The 11,653-nt window shown below is 49.4% G+C and carries 14 protein-coding genes; 12 read left to right on the forward strand and 2 right to left on the reverse strand.

The window, feature by feature from the left end:
- The first annotated feature begins 9 nt into the window (after positions 1-9).
- From ubiB to AK963_RS03775, 9 genes are all read left to right on the forward strand, one after another.
- Positions 10-1,626, forward strand: coding sequence for a ubiquinone biosynthesis regulatory protein kinase UbiB (gene ubiB / locus AK963_RS03735; RefSeq protein WP_066014133.1), 1,617 nt, complete (start codon positions 10-12; stop codon positions 1,624-1,626).
- 21 nt (positions 1,627-1,647) lie between these two features.
- Complete coding sequence (hisI, locus tag AK963_RS03740) at positions 1,648-2,052, forward strand: phosphoribosyl-AMP cyclohydrolase (protein ID WP_066014148.1); 405 nt, start codon at positions 1,648-1,650, stop codon at positions 2,050-2,052.
- Positions 2,053-2,096: 44 nt separating this feature from the next.
- On the forward strand, positions 2,097-2,423 hold the full coding sequence (locus AK963_RS03745; RefSeq protein ID WP_066014134.1) for a phosphoribosyl-ATP diphosphatase: 327 nt from the start codon (positions 2,097-2,099) through the stop codon (positions 2,421-2,423).
- Between the two features lie 127 nt (positions 2,424-2,550).
- Positions 2,551-2,805, forward strand: coding sequence for a Sec-independent protein translocase subunit TatA (gene tatA, locus AK963_RS03750; protein WP_066014135.1), 255 nt, complete (start codon positions 2,551-2,553; stop codon positions 2,803-2,805).
- Positions 2,806-2,970: 165 nt separating this feature from the next.
- The gene (gene tatB, locus AK963_RS03755; protein ID WP_083232437.1) at positions 2,971-3,390 is read left to right on the forward strand and encodes a Sec-independent protein translocase protein TatB; all 420 of its coding nucleotides are present in this window, start codon (positions 2,971-2,973) and stop codon (positions 3,388-3,390) included.
- Between the two features lie 2 nt (positions 3,391-3,392).
- The gene (tatC, locus tag AK963_RS03760) at positions 3,393-4,178 is read left to right on the forward strand and encodes a twin-arginine translocase subunit TatC (RefSeq protein ID WP_066014137.1); all 786 of its coding nucleotides are present in this window, start codon (positions 3,393-3,395) and stop codon (positions 4,176-4,178) included.
- An 87-nt stretch (positions 4,179-4,265) separates the two neighbouring features.
- Entirely contained in the window at positions 4,266-4,559 is a 294-nt protein-coding gene (locus AK963_RS03765; protein ID WP_066014138.1) for a hypothetical protein, read from the forward strand.
- A 90-nt stretch (positions 4,560-4,649) separates the two neighbouring features.
- Positions 4,650-5,360: a 16S rRNA (uracil(1498)-N(3))-methyltransferase gene (locus AK963_RS03770; RefSeq protein WP_066014139.1), complete on the forward strand. Its 711-nt coding sequence runs from the start codon at positions 4,650-4,652 to the stop codon at positions 5,358-5,360.
- 130 nt (positions 5,361-5,490) lie between these two features.
- Entirely contained in the window at positions 5,491-6,258 is a 768-nt protein-coding gene (locus tag AK963_RS03775) for a DUF2059 domain-containing protein (protein WP_175404425.1), read from the forward strand.
- A gap of 9 nt (positions 6,259-6,267) precedes the next feature.
- Here AK963_RS03775 and AK963_RS03780 read toward each other — a convergent pair whose 3' ends face one another.
- Together AK963_RS03780 and AK963_RS03785 are read right to left on the reverse strand one after the other, a co-directional pair.
- Entirely contained in the window at positions 6,268-8,574 is a 2,307-nt protein-coding gene (locus tag AK963_RS03780) for a primosomal protein N' (RefSeq protein ID WP_083232439.1), read from the reverse strand.
- A gap of 87 nt (positions 8,575-8,661) precedes the next feature.
- On the reverse strand, positions 8,662-9,099 hold the full coding sequence (locus AK963_RS03785) for an Hsp20/alpha crystallin family protein (RefSeq protein WP_066014141.1): 438 nt from the start codon (positions 9,097-9,099) through the stop codon (positions 8,662-8,664).
- A gap of 308 nt (positions 9,100-9,407) precedes the next feature.
- Here AK963_RS03785 and rpmE point away from each other — a divergent pair, with 308 nt between their 5' ends.
- The 3 genes from rpmE to AK963_RS03800 all read left to right on the forward strand — a co-directional run bounded on the left by rpmE (position 9,408) and on the right by AK963_RS03800 (position 11,546).
- Positions 9,408-9,623 carry a 50S ribosomal protein L31 gene (rpmE, locus tag AK963_RS31190; RefSeq protein WP_083232440.1) on the forward strand — a complete coding sequence of 72 codons (216 nt, stop codon included), beginning with the start codon at positions 9,408-9,410 and terminating at the stop codon, positions 9,621-9,623.
- A gap of 163 nt (positions 9,624-9,786) precedes the next feature.
- A complete protein-coding gene (locus tag AK963_RS03795; RefSeq protein WP_066014143.1) occupies positions 9,787-11,043 on the forward strand; it encodes a malic enzyme-like NAD(P)-binding protein in 1,257 nt (418 codons plus the stop codon).
- A 257-nt stretch (positions 11,044-11,300) separates the two neighbouring features.
- The gene (locus AK963_RS03800) at positions 11,301-11,546 is read left to right on the forward strand and encodes a cytosine permease (protein ID WP_066014144.1); all 246 of its coding nucleotides are present in this window, start codon (positions 11,301-11,303) and stop codon (positions 11,544-11,546) included.
- Positions 11,547-11,653 lie beyond the last annotated feature (107 nt).

The raw sequence follows: 11,653 nt of genomic DNA on the forward strand, positions 1-11,653 counted from the left end.
GTCGGGGGCCTGACGTTGATCCGTTTGTTGAAAATTGTGGCAGCTGTCGCCCGTAACCGGCTGGATAATCTGATTGATCTGGAGCGATCGCCTTTCTGGCTGCGCTGCTTTCTGATTCTGCTGCCCTGGCGCTACTTTATCCGTAATGATGCACCCCGTGGGGAACGTATTCGCCTTTCCCTGGAAGCCCTTGGGCCGATCTTTATCAAGTTTGGTCAAATCCTCTCAACCCGGCGTGACCTGTTGCCGGATGATATCAGTGATGAGCTCTCCCGACTTCAGGATGATGTGCCGCCGTTTCCAGCAGAAGAGGCGATTGGCATTATTGAGTCCAGCCTTGGTAATGATGTGGATACGCTGTTTGCCCGTTTTGACCGTGAGCCCCTTGCTTCGGCTTCTGTAGCCCAGGTTCATACTGCACGATTGCATTCTGGTGATGAGGTGGTGGTCAAAGTGATTCGCCCGGGTATCGACCGGGTCATTCGCAAAGACATCGGTTTAATGTACCTGTTTGCGCGTTTGCTGATCACTCTATCAAAAGACGCTCGTCGTTTGCGTCCAGTGGAAGTCGTAGCAGACTACGAACGCACCATTTTTGACGAGCTTGATCTGCTGAGGGAAGCTGCTAACTGTTCACAGCTGCGACGCAATTTTCTGGCTTCTCCCCTGTTGTTTGTGCCGCAGGTTCATTGGGATTACTGCCGCACAAAAGTGATGGTCATCGAGCGGATTTATGGTGTCCCGGTTTCCGATATTGCCACGCTGAAAGCTCAGAATGTGGATATGAAAAAACTGGCAGAGCGGGGTGTTGAAATATTTTTCACCCAGGTATTTCGTGATCGCTTTTTCCATGCGGATATGCACCCGGGCAATATTTTCATTGATACTACCAACCCTGCTGAGCCCCGTTACATCGGTATTGATTGCGGCATTATCGGCACGCTGGAGCCGGAAGATCAGCACTATCTGGCCAGTAATCTGCTGGCTTTCTTCCGGCGGGATTACCGCAAGGTTGCCCAGCTGCACGTGGACTCCGGTTGGGTTCCCAGAGATACGCCGGTAGGAGAGCTTGAGGCTGCAATTCGTACCGTTTGTGAGCCAATATTTGAAAAGCCGCTGAAAGATATTTCCTTTGGACAGCTGCTGGTCAGACTCTTTCAGGTGGCTCGTCGCTTCAATATGCAGGTTCAGCCACAGCTGGTTCTTCTGGAGAAGACACTGTTGAATGTCGAGGGGTTGGGGCGGCAGCTTTATCCGGATCTCGATCTCTGGACAACAGCTCAGCCATATCTGGAAAAATGGATGAAAGACCAGGTAAGCCCGATAGGTATTGCCTGTAATCTTAAGGAGCAAGGTGCGGACTGGCTATTGAGTGCGCCGGTCATGGCTCAGAAAGTGATGTCAACGGTGCGCACTCTGGTTGATCAGCAGCAGGCGTTCCATCATCAGCAGGTAAGAGCAGAAAAGCGTCAGCAAAAGCAGAGGCGCTTTGGCTTACTGCTTCTATTGGCAGGCGTTGCGGTCGTGGCTACTTCAGGTTCCCTGTTTGTGGAAAAAGAGCTGCTGGACCAGGCAATACTCGGAATACTGGCTGCCGCATTGGGCGGTTGGCTGATCGTTCGATAAGAAGAATGCGTGGGTGATGTGATGACAACAAACCACTGGCTGGATGAGGTTCAATGGAATGATGATGGTCTGGTAGCGGCCATCGCCCAGGATCATGAAACCGGGGAGGTTCTGATGCTGGCCTGGATGAACCGGGAGTCACTGGAACTGACACTGAAAGAACAGGTTGCGATTTACTGGTCCCGTTCACGGGGCAGGTTGTGGCGTAAAGGCGAGAGCTCAGGGCATACGCAGAGGCTGCTGGAGTGCCGTCTGGACTGTGATGGTGATGCGATCTTGCTTAAGGTTGTGCAGGTGGGTGGTATTGCCTGTCATACCGGTCGTAAATCCTGTTTTTATCGCCGTCTGGTAGATCAGGGTGGTGAAGCATTGTGGAATACCGAAGATCCGGTGCTGCAAGACCCTGAAACTATTTATGGGCGTTAGTAAAGACTGTTTTCTTTGCTGTAAATCATCCTACGGGCTAAAAGATGAGCGATATAATCGAGAAATTGACTGAAGTGTTAAGCAGTCGCAGGCAGGCTGATCCGGATTCCTCTTATGTTGCACAGCTTCATAATAAGGGGCTGGACCATATTCTGAAAAAAGTCGGTGAAGAGTCAGCAGAAGTGCTGATTGCCGCCAAGGCATCAGAATATGACCATAACCGGGAGGCTGTCATTTATGAAACCGCTGATCTCTGGTTCCATACCATGGTCATGTTGTCTCATCTTGGACTTGAGCCTGCTGATGTGCTGAATGAGCTTGATCGTCGTTTCGGACTTTCCGGTATTGAAGAGAAAGCATCCCGCGGGTAACGATATTCCCCACTTTTCCTGACCGCTTCTTGCAAAATGGCCACGCCACAAGCGGTGGAATGGGGTAATATGTCCGTTCTTTGTATATTATTTGATCAGTCTCCATGGAGAGCTGAAGGAGCAGAAAATGGGTTTTGGTGGCATCAGTATCTGGCAGTTGCTGATCATTCTGTTGATCGTGGTTATGCTTTTTGGTACGAAAAAGCTGCGTGGAATGGGCAGTGATCTGGGCGGTGCGGTAAAAGGCTTCAAAAAAGCACTGAGCTCTGAAGATGAGAAGGATGATGAAAAAGACTCAGGGAAAGCAGAACTGAAGGCTGACTCTGTTGAGCAGCGTAACCTTGAGTCTGACCTGGAAAAGTCCAAGCACAAGCAGTCTTGATTGTACAAAAGGGCTTTCAGGCCAGTTTGTCTGGTTGAAAGCGTTCTTTTCTGTTAGGTGTGCCCCCCTTTTACAGGGGAAGCTACAGCTACCCGTAGGCGAATGCTGGTACTGTTACGAGCGGTAGTTACCGGTTGCTGTCATCGAGAGGTGTGATAGTTCGCTGTGCTTGATATAGGTTTTACAGAGTTATTATTGGTTGCTGTGATTGCCCTGGTGGTATTGGGGCCGGAGCGCCTGCCTCAGGCCATCCGAACAACCGCCTACTGGGTGGGTAAAATCCGTCGCAGTTTTCAGTCCGTTAAAGAAGAGCTTGAGCGGGAGATTGATGCGGACGGAATCAAGCAGCAATTGCACAATGAAGCTGTCATGAAAGAGTTGAATAAAACCCGCGAGCAGTTTCAAAGTCAGGTCAATGATCTGAAAAAGTCCGTGAGCATTGATCCTGCCGAAGATCAAACTTCTTCCGGTGTTACGACTTCACCTAAGGGTGAAAGTGGCTCAGTGAGCGGAGATGACAGTGTTGAGAAAAAGGCGGTGAATGACACCTCTGCTCATCTGTCTAAGGAAAAGGGCGGGCAGTAACCATGTCAGGAAACAAGTCGGATCATTCTCAACAGGCATCGGAAGGTACAGGGCAGGATAAAGAGCAGCCTCTCGTTCAGCATCTTCTTGAGCTTCGTGGACGCCTCCTGAAAAGCCTGATTGCCGTTCTGGTGGTTTTTGCCGGGCTGTTTTACTTTTCCAACGATATTTACGTTTATATCTCGGAGCCGCTTCGCGCCAGCCTGCCTGAAGGCAGTACCATGATCGCTACCGAGGTGGCTTCACCCTTTCTGGCGCCTTTTAAGCTGACAATTGTGCTGTCGCTGTTTATTGCGATTCCATTTATTCTCCATCAGGCATGGGGGTTTATTGCTCCTGGCCTGTACCGGCATGAGAAGATCATTGCGATTCCCCTGCTGGTCGCCAGTATAGTGCTGTTTTACCTGGGCATTGCTTTTGCCTACTACGTGGTCTTTCCATTGATATTTTCGTTTTTCACCACGGTTGGACCCGAGTCGGTCACCGTGATGACGGATATCAACAGTTACCTGGATTTTATCCTGAAACTGTTCTTTGCCTTTGGTATTGCTTTTGAAATTCCTGTGGCGACGGTTCTGCTGGTTTGGTCGGGTGTGACTACCGTAGAAAGCCTTAAGGAGAAGCGCCCCTATGTGGTTGTTGGCTGCTTTGTGATCGGTATGATCATGACGCCACCTGATGTCATTTCCCAGTCACTGCTGGCGATTCCGATGTGGCTGTTGTTTGAGTGTGGCATTGTGTTTGCCCGGTTTGTGAAGAGTCGGAAACCTGATGAGGCAGAAGCATAACGCTCTGTCTCAATCTTCTGTATTAATAAGCTACATTAAAGGAAAGGGCTGTAACGGCTTAGGATACGGTTGTTTCAGGGAGGAAGTATGCCATATCCCCACTTCTCAAATGGTCAGGAAGTGTTTAATTCTGGCCACTTTTATCATCATTCACCCTTTGACGTTCCTATTGAGGTGATCCAGAATGGCCTGCTCTGGCTGCTTTCTGATCCAGGCTTTCAGCCCCTTAAATCACTGCTTCTGGGTGATTTTTCGTCTGTGGATGAGTTAAGGGATGAGCTGGTATCTGGTAATATCAAGCTATCGTCGGCAGCCATTGATCGGATACTTGATGAGATTGACCGGCTTGTGGATGATTATCGAAAAGGCGTCGCTTTTTAAGCCGTCTGAATAGTCTGATTTTCCTTTTATTTGAATCTGCCAGCTTCAGTTCTTCACTGATAGCTGGCTTATCAGCGTATGGCTGTGTAGATGAATCTTCTTCTCCTTGAGCAACAACACTTTATTGATGAGCGGCATGCAGAGCTGGATCAGCGGCAGTTAAGGCATGTGCTGGAAATTCATCAGACCAGTGAAGGTGATGAGCTGCGTGTTGGTCTGCTCAATGGCAAAGTGGGGAAGGGGGTGATTACTCACCTGTCTTCAGAAAAAATGCATCTTGAGGTTGAGCTGGATACACCTCCCCCTCCGGCTCTGCCTTTGACGGTTTTGCTGGCGTTACCCCGCCCCAAAATGCTCAAACGGTCGCTTCAGCACCTGACGGCACTGGGTGTTAAAAAGATTGTCCTGATGAACAGTTATCGGGTCGAGAAAAGTTTCTGGCAATCCCCCTGGTTAAGCCCTGAGAAAGTGCGTGAACAGCTGATACTGGGTCTTGAACAGGCCAGGGATACGATCATGCCAGAAGTGATTCTTGAGAAACGCTTCAAACCTTTTGTGGAAGATCGCCTGCCGGCTCTGGTGGAAGGAAAACTGGGGCTAGTGGCTCATCCGGTTGGTGGCGAGAGCTGCCCCCATCAGATATCAAGGCCTGCTGTGCTGGCTATTGGCCCTGAAGGGGGCTTTATTGAATATGAAGTAGATAAACTCGAACAGGCTGGTTTTCAGAGAATCCACTTGGGACCACGTATTTTACGGGTAGAAACGGCAGTAACTGCCATTGTCAGTAAGCTTTACGACTGATACTCAACAGAGTATGGTAAAGATGAGCGTCTCGGTGATAATCCTGTCACTGTCGCTCACTCCATACAGTGGGTTGGTATATGTATTAACTGACTGTTTCACAATAAACGGTATCAACACGGCTCTGACTATGGACGGAAAGAGATTAGTAGTTGTAGGTTTGTTCGCTCCCCTGCTATTTATTGCCAATGCACTGGCATCTCCTGCAAAGCATCAGCTGCTGGACAGACTTTATGACCAGACAGGGCTGGAACGTCAGCTTGACTGGATACACGACAGTATGACGCTTCAGGAGCAGAAATATCCGATTCCTGAGCCGGTTTTGGACACGGTCAATCAGGTGGTCAAAATACGCTATAGTCCCGACTTTTTCCGAGCTTCCATGAAAGTGACTCTGGATGAGGCTTTGTCGGTTGGTGAACTTGACCGATTAATTGACTGGTTTGGATCGCCTCTTGGTAAGAAAATTCTCCGCCTGGAAGCTGAGGCCAGTGATCCTGCCAATCAGGCCAAAATGGAGACGTATATCCGGGAAAAACTGTCGGCAGAGCTGCCTAGAAATAGCCGGATAATCTTAATAGAAGAGTTGATGGAAGCACTTGATGCTGTTGAGTTGAGTACAGAGCTGGCTGCCAGTGCTTCAGTGGGGGCCCAGAGAATGCTCCGGGAGGTCATGCCAGCTGGTGCTGAGCAGCCAATGAGACCTGCCCAGGTGCTGAAAGCTCAGGAAAAGCCCTATATCCGCAAAGAGATGCCTGAAAGGTTGCGGAATATTTTTCTCTACACTTATAGATCCTTGCCGGACAGTGATATCAAACGATATCTTGATTTTGCCCGGGAAAGTGCCATGCAGAACTTCCAGCGTGGACAAATTCAGGCAATATCGCGGATGCTTTAAAAGCTGGCTTCAGCTCATCTCCTGAGGGTCAATGTCCACCGTCCACTTCAGCTGCCTGGGAAGGCGATGGCTTTCCAGATAGCTGACAACTCTACTGACCACGCCGTGTAACTGGTTTCTGCTTTTTCCATGGATAAGAAGGTGCCAGCGGTAGCGTCCCTGGCGTTTTTCCATGGGTGCTGGAATCGGGCCAAGCAACCGAACACCCCTATCAGTCTGTTGCTGCCCGGCTTGCTCGGCATAGTGTCTCAATGCTGAGAGCAGAGCCTCACTTTCTCCTTGGTTAACCGACTCTGAACGAATCAGGGTTAAATGTCCCTCGGGGGGAAGATTCAGGCTCTTTCTTTCAATGAACAAACTGCTGGCAAAGCGGCTGTAGTCGTTCATGGACAGAAGCTGGAGAGCAGGGTGCTCCGGATTATAGGTTTGAATAATCACCTGCCCGGGCTTATCTCCCCGTCCCGCTCGTCCAGCCACCTGCATAATCAATTGGCCTGTTCTTTCTGGTCCTCTGAAGTCAGAGCTGAACAGCCCTGCATCGGCATTGATGATGGCAACCAGGGTGACGTTCGGGAAATGGTGACCTTTAGCCAGCATCTGCGTGCCCAGCAGTATACAGGGCCTGCCGGACTGTACCTCTTCCAGCATATCGCTCAACGCCTGCTTTCTTCGAGTAGTGTCCCGGTCGATTCTCAGTACGGGATAACCGGAAAAATGCTGGCTGAGAATCTGTTCTGTCCGCTCTGTTCCCTGACCAACAGGTTGAAGCTTTCGGCTCTTACAGGATGGACACTGCCATGGGATGGCCTGTTGCAGATCGCAATGATGGCAGTGCATATGAGGGGGGTAACGGTGAATGGTCATATGCGCGTCGCAATGCGGGCAGTCGATAATGGTGCCGCAGTCATGACAGATCATGGATGGAGCGTAGCCGCGTCGATTCAGGAAAACCATCACCTGATTGCCTCGTCCAAGATGAGCCGCCATTCTTTGCAACATTTCTGTGGATAAGCCGTCTTTCAGAACCTGGTGTCGCATATCCAGCAATTCCATGGCTGGTGGGCGGGCATTGCCAGCCCTTTGTTTCAGGTGAAGCTGAGTGTATTTTCCTTGATGCGTATTGTGCAGCGTTTCCAGGGAAGGGGTTGCGGATCCAAGGACTACCGGGCAGTGGCATTGGCTGCCTCGAAAAATGGCAAGATCTCGGGCGTTATAACGAAGGCTCTCCTGCTGCTTATAAGAACCGTCATGTTCTTCATCCACAATAATCAGCCCAAGGTGCGGCATTGGGGTGAAAATACCAGAGCGTGTGGAAATCAATATGCCTGCTGTGCCTCTGGCCGCTTCGAGCCAGCCCTGTAATCGTTCACCATCACTGAGTCCAGAATGCAGACAGGCAACTGGCACATTAAATCGGTCACGGAAACGCCTGACCGTCTGTGGTGTGAGCCCGATTTCTGGAATTAATACCAGCGTCTGTTTACCGTTGGCTAATGCGGCTGAAATAGCCTGCAAATACACTTCGGTTTTTCCGCTGCCAGTGACACCCTCCAGCAGATAAGTGCGATAGGAACCAAGACCATCCGTAATGGCTTCGCAGGCAAATGCCTGTTCTTCATTCAGCTTAAGATGAGCAGACTTGAGTGGGTTCGTAATTTCAGTAAATAAGAGCGGAGAGGGTTCAACATCACGGGAATGGATCAATCCTTTTTTGGCCAGCTCTTTTAGCGTGCTTTTGCTGAAACCGTATTCATGAAGTTCCGTAGCACTGACGCCTTCAGGGTTGTCTGATATTAACTCCAGGGCTGCCAGCTGCTTTTTTGATCGTTTCAGCTGACCTCGTAATTCGCTGTCCACTTCAGCCAGGGGATACCAGAAGGGAATGGTGCCGGAAGATGCCGGTTTGCCCAGGCGAAGATTTTTCGGCAGAGCCTGAAACAGTGTTTCTCCGATACTGTGATGGTAATAACGGGCTGCCCACTGGCATAGCTGAATAATATCCTTCGGTACAAGAGCCTCTTCATCCAGAACGGAGATGATGGGTTTCAGCTTATTGGCAGGAATGTCAGTGCTGGATTCGATGGAGAGTACAATTCCCACCATTTGTCGTGGGCCAAAAGGTACGATAACTCTACTGCCAGGATGAATGGCAGCACTGAGACCTGTGTCTGGTGGTAAGTAGTCGAACAATTGCCTCAGAGGTGTAGGGATAGCGACTCTGATAAATTTATCTACGATGAGCTTGCCGGAGACGGACTGTTCAGTCGTTGCTTGATCATGTTCTGCGTCAGAAGTGTCCGCCGGTTTGCTGCTCATTCAGGTTCCATCGTGGTGATCCTATGGCGGAAATGATACAGGAACTGAAAGCGGGCATGAACAGAAACCGGGCCGGGAGTGTTGAGGTTAATCCACCTTGACCTCTATCTGTTTGGGTTTGACCTCTTCGGCCTTGGGAATCCTCAGGTTAAGTGTGCCGTGGTGGTATTTGGCATGAATACCATCAGCGTTGACTGATTGTGGCAAAGTAAAGCTTCGTACAAATGAGCCATAAGTACACTCGGTTCGATGGTGTTTGCGGTCCTTTTTTTCCTGCTTCTTCTCGCCTTTGATGGTGAGTACATTGTTATCAACGGAGACACTGATGTCTTCTTTATGGACACCGGGCAGCTCAGCCCTGATGTTAAAAGCATCAGCGGTTTCATCGATATCGACAATGGGCATCCAGTCTCCAACTTCAAGAGCCCTGTCATCACTCTTTGCAAGGCTCTTTCGGGATGTCCGGCTGTATTTATCCAGCAGTTTTTCCATATCATGGAAGGGGTCCCAGACGGTCAAGCTCATGGCTTCTCTCCTGAATCTGAGTTAGTGGTGAAACAATTGAGGAGGTAAGTTATTAATTTTTATAGATTGTTTTTTTCTCATTGCAAGTTCTTCCCATGGCCTGAGAATACGGTAAAAACTACGTATATTGGACGGACATAAGACTGTTTCCCTCAGCCATAATCTCTGGTACTATCCCCGCCTCTTTACCCTCTCAGCTAATTATGCTGAGGTGGATACCGTTTGCGGTGCCTGTCTCCAGAACCTGATAACAACAAAGGTTCGATTGAGGGTCAGGTGGCGGCATACACCAGTTCGAGGAAGCTCAAATGAAGCAGGATATCCATCCTAACTACGAAGCAATCGAAGTTACCTGCAGCTGCGGTAACAAAATCAACACTCGCTCTACGCTGTGCAAGCCTCTGAGCATCGAAGTCTGCTCCAAGTGCCACCCATTCTACACCGGCACTCAGAAGGTGATGGATACTGGCGGCCGTATTGAGCGCTTCAACAAGCGTTTCGGCAAGCTGGGCGCTCGCAAGTAATCGAGCTGGCAGCATAAAGACCGAAAGGTGTAAAAAGGCGACTGTTTTTGCAGTCGCCTTTTTTTATATGACCTGTTATTTTCCGAATTGACCTTGTTCCCCCCATTTCCATCATATATTCTGGGTTTTCATATAACCTCCTCCCCATATCAGTAAAAAACTCATGGAAATGAAGCAAGCTGCACTTGATTATCACGCTCTTCCAAAACCTGGAAAGATTTCGATTGAAATTACCAAGCCAGCAGAGACTGCGCTGGATCTTTCACTGGCTTATAGCCCGGGTGTCGCGGAGCCGGTGCGGGCGATTGCCGAAAATCCAGAGGATGCCTATCGATATACCGGCAAAGGTAATCTGGTAGCGGTAATCAGCAATGGTTCTGCAATTCTCGGTCTGGGTAACCTCGGAGCGCTGGCCAGTAAGCCGGTAATGGAAGGCAAGGCACTGCTGTTTAAGCGTTTTGCGGGGGTGGATTCTATCGATATTGAGGTGGAGTCCGAGAGCCCTCAGGCGTTCATTGATACGGTTAAGCGTATTGCCTGTACTTTTGGTGGTATTAATCTGGAAGATATCAAGGCGCCAGAGTGTTTTGAAATTGAACGCCGCCTGATTGAAGACTGTGATATTCCGGTTTTTCATGATGACCAGCACGGTACTGCGATAGTGACGGCTGCGGCCATGCTCAATGCTCTTGAGATTGCCGGTAAGAATATTGAAGAAGCAAAGCTGGTCTGCCTGGGTGCCGGTTCTGCTGCCATTGCCTGTGTGAAACTGCTGATCAGCTGTGGCTTCAAGCCAGAAAATATCCTGATGCTGGATAGCAAGGGTGTTATCCATTCAGAGCGAAATGACCTGAACCAGTACAAGGCAACCTTTGCTGTTGAAACACCTTGCCGTACATTGAATGACGCCATTGATGGCGCGGATGCGTTCCTTGGCGTTTCCGGTGCTAACCTGCTGTCTCCGGAACAGCTGGAGAAAATGGCTGAAAACCCCATCGTTTTTGCCTGTGCCAACCCCGATCCTGAGATTCGCCCTGAACTGGCTAAGGAGGTTCGTCCAGATGTCATTATGGCTACCGGGCGCTCTGATTATCCGAATCAGGTGAATAATGTCCTTGGTTTCCCATTTATCTTCCGGGGGGCATTGGATGTACGTGCTTCACGTATCAATGAGGAAATGAAAATTGCCGCTGTTAATGCCATCCGCGAGCTGGCAAAAGAGCCGGTTCCTGAAGCGGTCATGAATGCGTACGGTGGCGTTAAACTGAGCTTTGGTCCGGACTATATTATTCCAAAGCCTATGGATTCCCGCCTGCTTGGCAAGGTTTCATCAGCCGTTGCAAAAGCAGCAGTTGATTCAGGGGTTGCAAGGGCTGAATACCCTGCTCATTACCCGTTGAACTCTGTTTCGGATATTTGATCAAGGCTGCTTTTTGATCGATTCTTAAAGCGAAGTGTGTCTCTGCTCAGTTGAGTGAGACTCCTTCGCTTTTTTTATTATTCTATTGCTGCATTTCAGAAACCGTCCCCTGGTTGCTTCCCACTTAATGACCTATCTGTTTTTCTGATAGAACCTATCTTTTCTCCCCTGCCTTTTTGACGTTTTATATCGCCTGTCGCTGCGATTTTCACGTTGATTACAACGGTTATGCCCCTGATTGGCATTGGAGAATAATAATGAGTGACTATGAGCGAACAGCGGTTCCACGTGAGGCCAGAAGAGGATTCTGGCAGATCACCTCTGTGTGGGTGGGGTATGTTTTTATTCTGGTCAGTATGATGGCTGGTGCTGGTATGGCGGCAGGGATGCCGCTGGATACATTGTTCTGGGCCATTTTGGTGGGAAACCTGTTTCTCACCATTGTGTCATCACTGATGTCGATCATTGCCTATAAAACCGGTTATACCAATCGCATTTTCTAAATCCTTAAGCTGCCGCCAACTATGCTTAGGCATCATTACCATGCATTATCTAGAACAGATGTCTCGTCGACCACAGCTACCCGAAGGTTTTAATGATGTTGATTTTC

Origin of the sequence: Endozoicomonas atrinae (assembly GCF_001647025.1) — a bacterium.
GTDB lineage: Bacteria > Pseudomonadota > Gammaproteobacteria > Pseudomonadales > Endozoicomonadaceae > Endozoicomonas > Endozoicomonas atrinae.